The sequence below is a fragment of the Rhizobium leguminosarum genome, assembly GCF_004123835.1.
In the GTDB taxonomy this organism is placed as follows: domain Bacteria; phylum Pseudomonadota; class Alphaproteobacteria; order Rhizobiales; family Rhizobiaceae; genus Rhizobium; species Rhizobium leguminosarum_M.
On sequence record NZ_MZMU01000003.1, the window covers coordinates 102854 to 117133 of the forward strand.

Here is a 14280-nt window from a genome sequence, read left to right on the forward strand (position 1 = left end):
TTAGATCCGCACGATGTGCTGATCCCAGGCGACGTCGCTGCGGGTCGACAGGAAATCGCCGTCATAGGAGGAGACGGCAAAGCCGCTTCTTGCCGGTGCGATGCCTGCTGCATCCCGAACGGAAGTCTCGGCCAGCATCTTGCCCGTCCTTGCGTCGATGGTCACCGAGGCGCCGCCCTTCGGCGAGGTGATGCCGACGAGGCCCTCGCTGCGATTGACGGCGATCGCTCCGACGTAATTGGCGAGCCTGCGCGTCGTCTCCTCGGGCAGGTCGATGAAGGAAAGATCTTCGCCCTTGGCAAAATGGCCGACGAGCGGCGGCAAATCCTTGCGGTGACCTTCGTATTGGCAGGCGAACCAGATGCGGCCCGCGCCGTCGAGATCGACATGGCGGGTGGAGAGTTCTGCCCATTCCGCCGGCAGTACATGTTTCTCGACCAACGCCCCGGTCGCCGCATCGATCAGCGCCAGCGACGGCTGCATCTCTCCCAGATTGAGCTTGGTGCGGCCGAAATCCGGATGCGTCTCGATGCCGCCATTGGCGACGATCAGCAGGCGGCCGTCGTCGGACACGGTCATGTCGTGCGGACCGATGCCGTAGGTTTCGAATTCGCCGATGCGGGTGAAGCGGTTGGTGGCGTCGTAGAGGCCGATCATGCCGCGATTGCCGTCGAAGTCGTTCTCGCTGGCGTAGAGCAAGCGGCCGTCAGGAGAGAAGGCGCCGTGGCCGTAGAAATGCCGGTCTTCCCTGGAGCTGATGACGATTGGCTCGCTTTTGTTCCAGGGATCGAAGATCATCGCATAGGTGCCGGGCCGGCGTGCAAAGGCGACAGTCTTGCCGGTGCTGGCGCTGAACGCCATGCCGTGGGCGCGGGCGGGAAGCGCCACCTGATCGACGATCTCGCCGCGCTCGGTCACGGTCGCAATGGCAAAGGAGCCGTCGGCTGCCCGAATGCCCGAGGCGTAGACCGCCTCAGTCCGCTCGAGTGCCATCAGCGACCTCGGCGCCAAAGAAGCAAGGAAGCCAAGGCCGGCCGCCTTGACGAAGTTGCGTCGGTCGATCGCGGCACTTTGCATCATCGTCTCAGTCTCCGTCCGAAAAGGAAAAGCCGGCCGAAAGGCCGATGGCTGCGCCATATTCGTCGCTGATCCGGGTGATCAGGTCGCGGCTTTCGGCAAGCAGCGTATCGAGCTTGGCCTTCTCCGCATCGCTTGTGGCGACGTCGATGTCGGGATTGAGCTTCGGTACGCTGTCGAGCAGCGATTTGAAGTCCTCGTCGATCGAGGCAGCGATCGGCTGCTTGTCCGGCGGCAGAAGTTCGGCCATGCCGGCCTTCTGCCAGAGCGTGCGCAGACCCTCCAGATTGGCGGCCATCGATTTCCAGGTATTCTTGGAGCGCCAGTAGATCGCCATGCGCGGCCGTGGCGCGGTGTCCTTGCCCTTGTAGAACTGCTCCAGCCGCTGGTCGCGGACATTCTCCGCGCCATGGACGAGAATGCCGAGGAGCGCCGTCACCGCTTCCTTGTTGTCCATGAAATCGTTGCTCTGCGGGCCTGGATGTTTCCAGCTCGCCTGCACGCCGTCGGGTTTTTCCCAGGCGGCGACGACTTCGCCGGCCTCACGCTGGATATTGCCGGCGACCGCTTGGCCGTAAAGGCAGCGGAAACTGCCTTTCTGCCCGACGAGATCGTCGGAACCATTGCCGTAAAGCACGTATTCCAGCGCCGTCAGGCCTTGCAACGCAACGCTCTTACCGGCGATCGCATCAACGGTCGCATCGTTCGGATCGGCCTTGGCGATCAGCGCCTGCACCTGCTTGAGGCCGACGCCCTTGCGGTCGGGATAAAACAGGATGTGCTCGAAGAGATTGTCCTGGATAACGGGCCCGGTCTGGACGATCTCGATGATCGACCAATAGCGGATCGTGTCGTCGAAAGTGGACTTCGCTTTGTCGAGCGTCTGCTGCGTGCCGTCGGCGCAAAGATCCTTCATCGCCGTCGTCAGCCGGGCGGCGGATTGCTGCATGTTGCGATAGCCGGGACGGATCACCTCGTCGACGGCGCGCTGCATGACGGCGGGAACGGCATCCTCGTTCAGCCCTGCCGGGGGAGCGGCGGTCTGGGCGGCCGCGGATGTAGCGAGGCCGATCAGAGTAAGGCAGAGCAGGGGGTGCCAAAGGCGCATCAAAGTGACTCCAGGAATGTAATCAGGGCCGCCCTGTCGTCTGTCGACAGGGAGGAGAAAGCGTTGCGGGCCTTTTCAGCTTCGCCGCCATGCCAGAGGATCGCTTCGGTGAGGCTCCGCGCACGGCCGTCATGCAGGAAAAAGCTGTGTCCGCTGACAGTCCGGGTCAGTCCTATACCCCATAGCGGCGGCGTGCGCCATTCACGTCCGCTTGCAAGGCCGACCTGCTGCCCGTCGGCAAGCCCGTCGCCCATGTCGTGCAGAAGAAAGTCGGAATAGGGCCAGATCAGCTGGAAGGACTGCGCTTTGTCCGGCGTATCCCGCCGGGTGACGAATTTCGGCACGTGGCAGGAAATGCAGCCGCTTTCGTAGAAGATCCGCTTGCCCTGCAGCGTCTCGGGGAAACTCGCCTTGCGCCGTGCCGGAACGGCGAGATTTCCGGAATAGAAGGTGACGAGGTCGAGAATGGGACCCGGCGCTTCTTCTGGGCCCAGCCGTTTCTGCACGCCGGTCGGCATATCAAGGCATTTCTCTTCCGCCTTGGTGCAGTCGCCCTGCGCATCCGGGTGATCGGGCGTCGAGATGCCGATATCATTGGCGAAGGCATCTGCACTCTGGTCGCGCACCGTGGCGTTCTGCGCCTTCCGGCCGAAGCGGCCAAGCGCGATCTTGCCGCTGCGATGGTCGCGCACGATCGCCGCCTTCCCCGAAATGCCGTCGCCGTCGGCATCGTCCGGATCGGCATGGGCAAGGATATCGGCTTCGGGAATGGCCTCGATCAGTCCGAGGCCGATCATCGCCGAGGCGACCCGCGGCGAAATCGTCGTCGCGGGGTCGAGCGGCCCATAGCCAAGGTTCGTCACCGCATAGCTCGGCCGGCGCAGCGACACGGTCTCGCCGTCGCCGAGCGTCACCCTCTCTTCGCGGTAGCTGATCGCCATCTTCCCTTCGGCGGCAAGGCCGGGAACGGCAAGGTCCTGCAGCTGATGGCCGTAGACCGGATCGGGAAAATTGACGACATTGGCACTCGCGACCGCCTTTTCTTCCTCCGGCGTCGTGGCGGCGCGGGAAAGCCGCAGGAACATCGAGGTGGCGCTCGGGCCTCCCTCCGGCGGTTTGCCGCGGCCGTCATTGACATGGCAGCTCATGCAGGAGCGGGCGTTGAACAGCGGGCCGAGGCCATCGGAAGCCTGCGTCGAGGAGGGAGCGGAAACCCAGAGCTTGCGGAAGAGCGCATTGCCGAGCTTGAAATTCTGCTCTTCCTCGAACGGGATGTTGGCCGAAATATGCGAGAAGCTGTCCTCGGTGACAGGGTCGATCGAGGTCGCAGCACCCGCCTGCATGGCTTCGTATTGTTCGGCCTTGGAAAAATCCGCCGTCGGCCGCGTCACATCGGCGACACGTTTCAGATCGGCCTCGGAGAGGTCGGTGCGTTTCCTCGGCAGATCGAAACCGGCGGCGATGCTGACGGAAAAACCGGCAAGCGTGGCGCAGAGCGCTACGCTGGCAAAAAATCGGCGGGCCGGGGCATGCGACATTTCAGGGTCCGGGCCGCTCCGGTTGTCGAAGCGGCCCGCCTTTTTGCTTATTTGAAGACGGCGTTAGGATTATCCAAGCTGTCGGAACCTTCAAGCTGAACCGTGCCGAGATCGAGTGCGGCAATAACGCGCTGCACCGATTTCGTCTGGTCGATCAGCCCGTCGATGGCGGCCTGGATGACGGCGTTGCCTTCCTTGTTGGCTTCGCCGATCATCTGGTCGTACTTTTCGACCGTCTCGCCGCGCTTTGCCATGGCATTCATCGCATCAAGCGTCTTGTTGAGCTTGCCTTCAACTTCGGCATCGAGCGCCTTGTCCTTGGCGGCCACCAGATCGTGCAGCGACGGGCCGCTGAGCTTGGTGCCGTCGACGCGGGTATAGTTGCCGGTATAGGCGGCAGCAATGCCGATCGCGTCGTTGAGATGCGAGTTATAGGTATTGTCCGAGAAGCAATCATGCTCTTCCTCGGGATCGTGCAGCAGCAGGCCGAGCTTCATGCGCTCGCCGGCAAGCTCGCCGTAGGAAAGCGAACCCATGCCCGTCAGGATCGCTACGAGGCCAGCCTTCGGATCGGTTTCGACATTCTTCGTCGCTGCACCATCCGGGTTCCAGTTGTCGGTCATTTCCTGCAGGTCGGAAACGAGCAGGGTGGAGGCGGACTTCAGATATTCGGCGCGGCGGTCGCAATTGCCGTGCGTGCAATTCTTGAGGTCGTAATCGGTTGCCGGGCGGTCGCCGGCGCCGGGACCCGTGCCGTTCAGATCCTGACCCCAGAGCAGGAATTCGATGGCGTGATAGCCGGTCGCGACATTGGCTTCGATGCCGCCGGCCTCGGCGAGCGTGCCCGAGAGGAATTCCGGTGTCAGCTTGGAGGCGTCGACATCCTTGCCGTCGATCTTGATCGTCTTGTTGGCAATGACATTTGCCACATAGAGAGAATTTTCGTCGCTTTCGGTGCCGTAGGAAGCATCGACGTAGTCGATCAGGCCTTCATCGAGCGGCCACGCATTGACCTTGCCTTCCCAGTCGTCGACGATCGGATTGCCGAAGCGATAGACTTCCGTCTGCTGGTAGGGGACGCGCGCCTTGATCCAGGCCTCCCTGGCCGCCTTGAGCGTCGCGTCGGTCGGCGCCTTCAGGAAGGCGTCAATCGCGGCGTCGAGCGCCTTGGCCGTCGTCAGCGAATCCTCGTATTTCGCATGTGCCACATCGGCATAGTGTTTCACCACGGCGGCAGCATCGGTCTCGGCATGCGCGGGAAGGGCGAGCAGGGCTGCGGGGGCGATCGCCAGCACGGCTGCACGGAATTTGCGGTTGAGCTTCATGATCCTCTCCTGTGACGGATTTTCCGTCTACCGCATCGGCCCGAAAATCGGAATCGATTTTCGGAAAGCACGATGCGTCGATTCAAAGTGTTACAGCGTCCTTTGCGCGTCTGATAAGACGCGCGGCACTGTAATCGGGCTTCGTCTCTTCGCGCAAAAGCAAACTTGTGTCAAACGCTCTAGTTTGGAATGATTTTAAGGATGCGGAGGCAGTGCCCGCGCTGCCTTTTTTGAACGGCATCTGCTTGAAAAACCGGCGGCAACCGCGCCATCTCACGCGTCAAGCGCAGCGTCACTCTGCCGCGGCGTCACACTCCGGTGCGGGCCTCGGCTAAATCGCCTCAGCCCTTGCGTTGCATGCGGCAGAAGAAGAAGCCGTCGGTATCGGTGGAGGCGGGCGTCAGCGTCACCGTCAGGCCGTCGGAAGAGTGCGGACGCGGGGCATCCTTGCCGAACAGGGCTTCCCAGGCGGGCAGGGCGCTGACGAGCTGAAAGTCGGGATTATCGGCCGTGAAGCGGCGCGCCTGCTCCTCGTTTTCCTGGGGCAGGACCGAGCAGGTTACATAGATCAGGTCGCCGCCGGGCTTGACGAAGCCGCTCGCCTGCGCCAGCGCGTCCTGCTGCTGGGCGGTGCGCTCGTCAAGGTTCTTGGCCGTCAGCCGCCACTTCGTATCGGGGCGGCGGCGCCACGTGCCGGTGCCGGTGCAGGGCGCGTCGACCAGCACCTTGTCGCAACGTCCGGCAAGGGCGGAGAGCGCCCTGGCGTCGTCATGCACCTGGACATTGCGTGTGCCGGCCCGCTTCAGCCGCTCGATGATCGGCGCCAGCCGTTTGCGGTCGGCGTCATAGGCGTGAACCTGTCCCTTGTTCTGCATGGCCGCCGCCATGGCGAGCGTCTTGCCGCCGCCGCCGGCGCAATAGTCGAGAACCTGTTCGCCATCATGGGCGAGCACCAGGTCGGCGACGATCTGCGATCCCTCGTCCTGAACTTCGAACCAGCCTTTCTGGAACGAAAGCTCGGCTGTCACGTTGGGAAGACGCGAGGCGCCTTCGCCAGCGGCAATCCGGATGCCGTAGCGGGCGATCTTCGCGGCATGCGCGCCGGCTCTTTCGAGCGCCTTGACGACCTTGTCGCGGGAGGCTTTGAGCAGGTTAGCGCGCAGATCGAGCGTCGGGCGGGCGGCGAGTGCCTGCGCCTCGGCGAGCCAGCCGGCGCCGAAGGCCTGTTCGAAGGAGGGTTGGACCCATTCGGGAATATCGCCGCGGATATGCGGCGGCGCATCGTCGAGCGAGCGGCTTTGAAAGGCCGTAACAGCGTCGGCCGAAAGCGGCGGCGGCGCGAACTTGTCATCCGCCAGCTCAGTGGCAAGACTGTCGGGTGTGAAACCCCATTGGCGGAACATGACGGCATGGGCAATGGCTGCAGCGCTGTCGTCATCCATCAGCCAGGCATGGGAAAGCCGCATGCGCAGTGCGTCATAGACGATGTTGCCGATCGCAGCACGATCGCCGGAGCCGGCGAAGCGGTGCGCGAGGCCCCAGTCCTTCAGCGCGTCGGCGACGGGCCGCTTGCGGGCATCGATGTCCGCGAGCACAGAAATCGCCCCTTCGAGGCGGCCGCCCAGACGCATTCACATGTCTCCTGTTGCCGTGGCATGTGAACGATCAGCGCAAACGCGATAGTCACGCAGCGGATTGTTCACAAGTCTCAACCGGGTGGTAACCGCGATCGACGGCAAGAGCAAGCGCCGCTTCCGGCGCAGTCAGTGGTGGCCTCAGCTGATGACCTGGTAGCAGACCTTCGCAGTGCCGGAGCTCACCATGCCGATATTCTGCGCGGCGGCGCGCGACAGGTCGATCACACGACCGCGGATGAACGGACCACGATCGTTGATGCGAACGACGACGGTGCGGCCATTGTTGCGGTTGGTGACCTTCACCTTGGTGCCGAAAGCAAGCGAACGATGTGCGGCAGTCAAGATGGCAGGGTTCATACGTTCCCCGGAAGCAGTTTTGGAGCGAAGTGCGTACCATGAAGCACCGCCACAGCCATTTGCAGCAAAACCTTCCGCCGGAAGCATGGAAGAACAGGCGGCAATAGTTGCGGCGACGATAATAGAACGACGTATTTTCTTCAAAACAGAGTATCCCTCAACTATTGAACTAACGCCCTTGCAGGCGGCGGGGCTTAAATCTGTGAAAAAGTGGCGAAAAAGTGCCGGACGAGTTCACGGAATATTACAATCTGTAACATTCGTGAGCGTGGTGATGGAATCTCAGGAGTCCATGCCGCCGCCAAATGTGGAAAAAACATAATAAAATCAGCTAAAATCCGAACGAATTTTCCGGAGGGATAGTTAACGCCTTGGCGTTCACGAAAATCGCGAAAATATTTTTCCGATTTCGCCATATTTGCTGCCACATTTGGGCAAATTTAAAGGCTGTTAACCATAAGATGCGGCGAAAATTGTCCGGCCAAAGCGGGAAAGTTGGAATTTCCTACTCATTTTGGGTGAGCACATCCGTCGCAAACAGGACTGAGTTTCTAGCCACGCCAGCGCCCGTCCTGCCACAATTGCGCAAGCGACATTGGATAGTTCGGGAAGGAGAATTCGAAGCCGGTGGCCTTGAGTTTCGCATTCGAGATGCGTTTGTTCTCGCCGTAGAAGGAGCGCGCCATCGGCGTCAGTTCGGCGGTCTCGAACGCCTGCTCGGGCGGCGGTTCGACGCCCATCAGGCGGGCTGCCTCGACGATCACATCCTGCGGCGGGCCGGGTCGGTCGTCGGTGACATTATAGATACCGCCGAGGGCGTGCTCCGACAGGAAGCGTGTCGCCGCACCGATATCCTCGACGCGGATGCGGTTGAACACCTGGTCCTTCTTGATCAGCCGTCGCGCCGTGCCCTTGTCCAGATTGCAGAAGGCGTTGCGGCCCGGCCCATAAATGCCGGAAAGGCGGAGCACCGCCGCCGGCACGCCGCGCGCCCTGCCCATCGCCAGCCAGCCCTCTTCCGCCTCGAGCCGCTCGGTCGACCGCCCGGAAACGGGCAGGCACGGCGTTTCCTCACTCACCCAGGCGCCTTTGTGATCGCCATAGACGCCGACGGTGGAGAGATAACCGATCCATTCGAGCTTCGACAGCAGGCTTGCGCCATCTTGGTCAAGCAGCCGCAGCAGCGGGTCGGCCTTCCCAGGCGCGATCGACTGCACCAGATGGGTGACGCCTTCCAAAGCCCGGCGCAGCCCGTCTTCCATGCTCTCGCCGTCGAAGAGGAATGCCTCGATGCCGTTCTGGCGGAGCGCTTCCATCTTGTCTGGCGAACGCGTGGTGCCGGAAACACGCACGCCGTCGCCGGCAAAGGCCTTGGCGATCGCCGTGCCGGAATAACCGCAGCCAAAGATCATCACATGCATCAGCCCACTCCTGCCAATCGCCATTCGTTCAGGACGTCGTCATCTCTCTCATCCGCCCTTTGTGCGGCAAAGGCCGAGAATTCGCCAGCCTCCATTAGCCGCGAAAGCGCCCAGACCGCCATGCCGCGCACCACGGGCGAGGGATCCTCCGAAAGCAGGCGACATGGCCCGATGAGCACCTTGTCGCCGGAATTGCCGGCCGCGATCAGCACATTGCGGACGAAACGGTCCCGGCCGATCCGCTTCACCGGCGAGCCGCTGAAGAAGGCACGGAAGGCGGCATCGTCGAGTGTCAGCAGAAAGGCGATCGACGGTTCCTTCAGATCTTCCCGCGCCTTGAGCTTCATCTCGGAGGCGGAGCTTGCGAACTTGTTCCAGGGACAGGCGGCAAGACAGTCGTCGCAGCCATAGATGCGATTGCCGATCAGCACGCGCAAATCGGCGTCGATCGGTCCCTTGTGCTCGATGGTGAGATAGGAGATGCAGCGCCGCGCGTCGATCTGATAAGGCGCCGGGAAGGCAGCCGTCGGACAAATGTCGAGGCAGGCGCGGCAGGAGCCGCAATGATCGCTCTCCGGCGCGTCGACGGCAAGATCGGCGGTGGTGAACATCGTGCCGAGGAACAGCCAGGAGCCATGAACGCGGCTGACGAGATTGGTGTGTTTGCCCTGCCAGCCGAGTCCGGCTGCCTCGGCCAGCGGCTTCTCCATGACAGGCGCCGTATCGACGAAGACCTTCACATCGGCGCCCGCCCGCACCGCAAAGCGCGTGGCGATTTCCTTCAGCCGGCCCTTGATGACGTCGTGATAATCGCGGTTGCGGGCATAGACCGAAATCGCTGCCTTGTCCGGCTTGTCGAGAATGCCGCGGGGATCTTCTTCCGGGGCGTAATTCAGGCCGAAGACGACGACGGAGCGCACCGCGCTCCAGAGTGTGCGGGGATCGCCGCGCCGGTCGCGTGTCTCCGCCATCCAGTCCATCGTCCCGTGGCGCCCGGCATCGATGAACTGGCCGAGACGCTCTTTCGCTTGCGGGATCGTATCCGGGCGCGTGATGCGGCAAAGATCGAAGCCCTTGGCGGCAGATTCCGCCCGGACGAACTCGGTCAAATTGTCGCGGCGGCGGCGCTCTTTGTCGTCATTCTTCGGTTCGGGCATGAAGAGCCCTCGTCAGAAATCCAGATCGGCATAGTGTGAAACCGGTGTCAGGCCGCGCACGCGCTCGGTCAGCATCGGCCGGAAGGACGGACGCGACTTCAGCCGCTGGTACCAGTCCTTGACGACGGGCGAATCCGCCCACTCGATTTCGCCGAGATAGTCGAGGATCGAGATCGAGGCCGCGGCGGCAAGGTCGGCATAGCTCATCCGCTCGCCCGCCAGCCACTGACGCGAGCCGGCAAGCCAGGTGAGGTAGCGCATATGCTGGCGGATATTCGCGCGGGCCGTGCGCAGAACCTTCGAATCCGGCGCTCCGCCGCCCTGATCGGCGGTCATCTGCAACTTATAGACACGCTCGCGCGCGAGCGGCTTCGTCACGTCGTTTTCCATCTTCTGCATGAACCATTCGGTCAGCCGGCGGATTTCCGCCCGCTGGAAGGGGTCTTCGGCGAGCAGCCGCCGGTCGCGCTTCAAGACGCCATGCGTCTCGTCCAGATATTCGGAAATGACGCTCGCGCCGCAAAGCGCGCGCATGCTGTCGTCGACATAGACCGGCAGCGTGCCGGCCGGATTGAGCGCCAGGAAATCCCGGCGTTTCTCCCATGTCTGCTCTTCGATCAGATCCGCTTGATAGCCGTATTCCGCCAGGATCAGCCGGACGAAGCGAGATGCGGATGACATGGGATGATGATAAAGCGTGGGCATCGATACTCGGGCTTTGTGATTGCTGTTACAGGACTGTGTGGCAGCTCGATTATAGCGCCCTAGTCATGACTCATTGGTTGAAGCTATAGGAGCTTGGCCCCGCCAATACAAGCGAATCGGATTTTACCCCATCTGACAATGGCGAAACACGGTCTAACGAATGATTAGAAACGGCGGCCTGATCGACCCAAGCGTTCAAGCCCGGCCGAACTTTAAACCGGAGACAATGTATGGATTATATAAGTGCTATCATTCTCGGTATCATAGAGGGGATCACCGAGTTTCTGCCGATCTCGAGCACCGGCCACCTGATCATTGCGGAGCAATGGCTCGGCCATCGATCGGACATGTTCAACATCGTCATTCAGGCAGGCGCCATCCTCGCCGTCACCATCATTTACTGGCGTCGTCTGGTGGATCTGGTGCTCGGCTGGCGCGACCCGGTCAATCGCGATTATGCCGCCAAGCTGATCGTCGCCTTTCTGATCACCGCCATTCTCGGACTGGTCGTCAAGAGACTCGGCTTTGAACTGCCGGAGACCGCAACACCGATCGCCTGGGCGCTCATCATCGGCGGTATCTGGATGATCTTTGCCGAATGGGCCGCCGCCCGCAGGCCGCCCCATAAAGAGATCACCTGGCTTGTCGCCATCCTGGTCGGCATCGCCCAGATCGTTGCCGGCGTCTTCCCGGGAACCTCGCGCTCCGGCGCCACAATTTTCGTCGCCATGCTGGCAGGCACCGGTAACCGCGCAGCGGCGACCGAATTCGCCTTTCTCGTCGGCATACCCACAATGTACGCCGCAAGCGGCTATGAATTGCTGAAGACGTTCAGGGATGGCGGAGCGGCGGGCGAAGACTGGACGGCGCTCGGCATCGCCTTCGTCGTCTCCACGATCGTCGCTTTCATCGCCGTCAAATGGCTGCTGGCCTATATCAGAAGCAACCGATTTACGCTGTTTGCCATCTACCGCATCATTCTCGGTGTTTTGCTGCTCGGCATGGCCGCGACCGGCTTGATTGCCTGAGACATCTGTCTTGTATTTGCATTCGCGCAACTCCCGGCGCGAATGCAAATGCCCATTGGATTTCGCGAATAGGCACTCGACTACCGGCAAGGCGCCGATCTTTCAGTTAGTCAATATTGAGGGGATACGCTCCAGCCGCCGTTTTGAGCAGGCGAGACTGAGCGATGATCTTGAAACGCCTTGTTTGAGGCGTTCCGATCGGCTGCTTGCTTGGAGCAGGATGCCGGCGCCAAGGCCGGGCCTTTCGTCAATGGATGATCGAAGCCGTAGAGCAGGGATCGACGCCGTAGGCCGGCGAGCAATCGCCCTTTACCGCCGCGACCGAACCGGGCGCAACGAAAGAGCCTGCAAGGATAACCAGCGCCGCACACGCAAACAGGAGCGCGATTGACTTGCCCATTGAGAATTGCCTTTCACAGTGATTGCCGCGCGCGACCGCAGGCGTTGAGTCCGTTGGAAGACGCGCGGGTTTGGTAGTCAGTGGAATGGCAAATAGCAATAAACGTTCCTGCTAAATTTGGCGTTAATTCCACAAAATTTCCGATGCGTCTTTTATGCAACGCTGCTGAATATGCCGAGCACCAGAACACTGCAAACTTGCGCCGGGCTTTGCGGGACACGGCAATGCCAAAAGGCCGCCCGCGGCTTCCGCAGACGGCCAAGTCTTATCGGTTGGAAAAAGTCTCATCAGCTGGAAAAGATGGTCAGGCGGCCTTGCCGGTGCCGGTGTATTGGCCGTGCGGACGATAGTGCACCAGATAGGAGCCGAGCACCGATGCCACCATGGTGGGCGCAATGCCGAGGCCCTTCAACGTGCGGCCTTCCGCCTCGGCTTCCGGGGAGACGATATTGTCGCGCTTCAGCATGCGCACCTGATCCGGCGTGATCGGCGGCGTTATGAAGGGGATCAGCGAGGCGATGCTGCCGATCATCGAAGCGATGCCGAAGGGCAGGGATACCAGCGGGTTCTTGCGGCACGTTACCTTCAGCATCGTCTCGAGACATTCGCGGAAGCTGAGCACCTCAGGCCCGCCAAGCTCATAGACCTTGCCGCCGGCAACCTTTCCGTCGACGGCGCGGGCGACGGCCTCGGCGATATCTTCGACATAGACAGGCTGGAATTTCGTCTTGCCGCCGCCGATGAGCGGCAGGATCGGCGACATGCGCGCCATCTGGGCGAACTTGTTGAAGAAGCTGTCCTCCGGTCCGAAGACGATCGACGGACGAAAGATCACCGCATCGGGCTTGACCGAGAGGATGGCCGTTTCGGCGCGACCCTTGGTGCGGCCATAGTCCGAATCGGATTTCGCGTCGGCGCCGATCGCCGAAATATGCGTCAGCGTCGCACCCACGCTGCGCGCCGCCTCAGCAATCGCACGACCGCCGAATTCCTGCACGGCGTCGAAAGTGTTGCGGCCGGTCTCCTGCAGAATGCCGACGCAGTTGACGACGTGGCTCGCACCGTCGACGGCGCGATCGATCGAGCCGCGGTAGCGCAGGTTCGCCTGCACGAAGGAGATCTGGCCGACATTGCCGAGCGGCTGCAGGAAGCCGGCGAGATCGGGACGGCGCACGGCGACGCGGATGTTATAGCCGCGCTTGGCCAGCGCCCGAACCACGTGCCTGCCCACGAAGCCCGACCCTCCGAACACGGTGACGAGCGGCGGCAGGTTGGCAAGGGTCATGGCAGGCTCCTCGAAAGGCTTTGCGGAATGCTTGATTGGCTCCGTCTTAGCCGAATCCCTGCGCGACGGGAAGGCCCATCACGCCGTCAGTTTTTTGCGAATGCGAGGGCGCCTAACGCATCGTGCCTTCCAAAAATCGGTATCGATTTTCGGAAGGCACGATGCGTAGATTTAAAGTGCTAGAGCGTCCTTTGTGCGTCCGAAAGACGCGCGGCGCTCTAGACGCCTTCGACGACGACCATTTCCGCATCCGCGACTTCCTGGCGGATTTTCGCGGCGATCTGGTATTCCGGCGAATTATAGCAGTCGACCGCATGCTGCATCGACGGGAATTCGATCACCACGTTGCGGACGCGCGCCTTGCCCTCGAGTTCGGTAAAGGCGCCGCCGCGCGCCAGGAAATTCGCGCCATATTTTTCGAAGGCCGGCTTGGCCGCCGCCACGTAATCCTTGTAGCGCTCGGCATCGCGAACGTCGACGCGGGCGATCCAGTATCCTTTGGCCATGGTCTTTTCCCTTTACAGTGAACTTGTCAGCGATTTGCCGGCCAGAGTGCGCTCACCATCTCGCTGAGGATCGCGCGCGCGGCATCTCGGGGATCCGGCGCTTTGACGACAGGCCGGCCGACGACGAGATGCGTCGCTCCCGCCTTCAGTGCGTCGAAAGGCGTCATCACCCGCTTCTGGTCGCCCTTGTCGCTACCATCAGGGCGAATGCCGGGGGTGACGATCGCCAAATCGGGTCCGACGATCTCGCGCACCGCAGCCGCTTCCTCTGCCGAACAGACGATACCGCCCATGCCGGCCGCGCGCGCCTGTTCGGCGCGGCGCAGCACCAGGCTGTGCGGATCCTGGCTGTAGCCGGCCTCGGCAAGGTCGTCGGCATCCATCGAGGTCAGCACGGTCACGCCGAGCAGGCAGAGGCCTGAGCCGGCCGCTGCCTCGACCGCCGCCTTCATGGCTTTCGGATAGGCATGCAGCGTCAGCATCGACATGCCCATCTTGGCGATGTTCTCGACGCCGGAAGCCACGGTGTTGTCGATGTCGAGCAGCTTCATGTCGAGAAAGATCTTCTTGCCGCTTGCGGCAAGATCGCGGGCGAATTCCAGGCCGCCGGCAAAGACCAGCTGATAGCCGATCTTGTAGAAGAGAATGTCGTCGCCGAGCGTGGAAACCAGTCTTTCCGCCTCGCCGATCGTTGGAACATCCAGGCCGACGATCAACCGCTCGCGTGCGTCCATCT

The 14280-nt window shown here is 61.9% G+C and carries 15 protein-coding genes; 2 read left to right on the top strand and 13 right to left on the bottom strand.

The window, feature by feature from the left end:
* The 6 genes from B5P46_RS04175 to B5P46_RS04200 form a co-directional block, all read right to left on the bottom strand.
* On the bottom strand, positions 1–1080 hold the full coding sequence (locus B5P46_RS04175; RefSeq protein ID WP_129417620.1) for a DUF1513 domain-containing protein: 1080 nt from the start codon (positions 1078–1080) through the stop codon (positions 1–3).
* Positions 1081–1084: 4 nt separating this feature from the next.
* Positions 1085–2185: an imelysin family protein gene (locus B5P46_RS04180; protein ID WP_129417621.1), complete on the bottom strand. Its 1101-nt coding sequence runs from the start codon at positions 2183–2185 to the stop codon at positions 1085–1087.
* A complete protein-coding gene (locus B5P46_RS04185; RefSeq protein ID WP_129417622.1) occupies positions 2185–3723 on the bottom strand; it encodes a di-heme oxidoredictase family protein in 1539 nt (512 codons plus the stop codon). The genes B5P46_RS04180 and B5P46_RS04185 overlap by 1 nt, the downstream gene beginning before the upstream one ends.
* A 47-nt stretch (positions 3724–3770) precedes the next feature.
* A complete protein-coding gene (locus B5P46_RS04190; RefSeq protein ID WP_129417623.1) occupies positions 3771–5048 on the bottom strand; it encodes an imelysin family protein in 1278 nt (425 codons plus the stop codon).
* 341 nt (positions 5049–5389) lie between these two features.
* Positions 5390–6679: an RsmB/NOP family class I SAM-dependent RNA methyltransferase gene (locus B5P46_RS04195; RefSeq protein ID WP_129417624.1), complete on the bottom strand. Its 1290-nt coding sequence runs from the start codon at positions 6677–6679 to the stop codon at positions 5390–5392.
* A 144-nt stretch (positions 6680–6823) separates the two neighbouring features.
* Positions 6824–7186 carry a septal ring lytic transglycosylase RlpA family protein gene (locus tag B5P46_RS04200; protein ID WP_018244428.1) on the bottom strand — a complete coding sequence of 121 codons (363 nt, stop codon included), beginning with the start codon at positions 7184–7186 and terminating at the stop codon, positions 6824–6826.
* Between B5P46_RS04200 and B5P46_RS34275 the strand changes: the two genes are divergently transcribed.
* The gene (locus tag B5P46_RS34275) at positions 7128–7364 is read left to right on the top strand and encodes a hypothetical protein (RefSeq protein WP_164986446.1); all 237 of its coding nucleotides are present in this window, start codon (positions 7128–7130) and stop codon (positions 7362–7364) included. The two genes, B5P46_RS04200 and B5P46_RS34275, sit on opposite strands and share 59 nt — an antisense overlap.
* Positions 7365–7593: 229 nt before the next feature.
* Here B5P46_RS34275 and B5P46_RS04205 read toward each other — a convergent pair whose 3' ends face one another.
* Genes B5P46_RS04205 through B5P46_RS04215 form a run of 3 tightly spaced genes read right to left on the bottom strand, consistent with a single transcriptional unit; the run spans position 7594 to position 10325 of the window.
* A complete protein-coding gene (locus B5P46_RS04205) occupies positions 7594–8463 on the bottom strand; it encodes an SDR family oxidoreductase (RefSeq protein WP_129417625.1) in 870 nt (289 codons plus the stop codon).
* On the bottom strand, positions 8463–9620 hold the full coding sequence (queG, locus tag B5P46_RS04210) for a tRNA epoxyqueuosine(34) reductase QueG (protein WP_129417626.1): 1158 nt from the start codon (positions 9618–9620) through the stop codon (positions 8463–8465). The genes B5P46_RS04205 and queG overlap by 1 nt, the downstream gene beginning before the upstream one ends.
* A gap of 12 nt (positions 9621–9632) precedes the next feature.
* Complete coding sequence (locus B5P46_RS04215; RefSeq protein ID WP_003544722.1) at positions 9633–10325, bottom strand: glutathione S-transferase family protein; 693 nt, start codon at positions 10323–10325, stop codon at positions 9633–9635.
* A gap of 230 nt (positions 10326–10555) precedes the next feature.
* On the opposite strand from B5P46_RS04215, the gene B5P46_RS04220 reads away from it, so the two are divergent.
* Positions 10556–11353, top strand: coding sequence for an undecaprenyl-diphosphate phosphatase (locus B5P46_RS04220; RefSeq protein WP_017962915.1), 798 nt, complete (start codon positions 10556–10558; stop codon positions 11351–11353).
* A gap of 247 nt (positions 11354–11600) precedes the next feature.
* On the opposite strand, the gene B5P46_RS34280 is transcribed toward B5P46_RS04220, so the two are convergent.
* The 4 genes from B5P46_RS34280 to pyrF form a co-directional block, all read right to left on the bottom strand.
* Entirely contained in the window at positions 11601–11753 is a 153-nt protein-coding gene (locus tag B5P46_RS34280) for a hypothetical protein (RefSeq protein ID WP_003544729.1), read from the bottom strand.
* Between the two features lie 304 nt (positions 11754–12057).
* Complete coding sequence (locus B5P46_RS04225) at positions 12058–13038, bottom strand: complex I NDUFA9 subunit family protein (RefSeq protein ID WP_129417627.1); 981 nt, start codon at positions 13036–13038, stop codon at positions 12058–12060.
* 218 nt (positions 13039–13256) lie between these two features.
* A complete protein-coding gene (locus B5P46_RS04230; protein WP_003544731.1) occupies positions 13257–13544 on the bottom strand; it encodes a DUF1330 domain-containing protein in 288 nt (95 codons plus the stop codon).
* Positions 13545–13570: 26 nt separating this feature from the next.
* Entirely contained in the window at positions 13571–14278 is a 708-nt protein-coding gene (pyrF, locus tag B5P46_RS04235) for an orotidine-5'-phosphate decarboxylase (RefSeq protein ID WP_129417628.1), read from the bottom strand.
* Between the last annotated feature and the right edge of the window lie 2 nt (positions 14279–14280).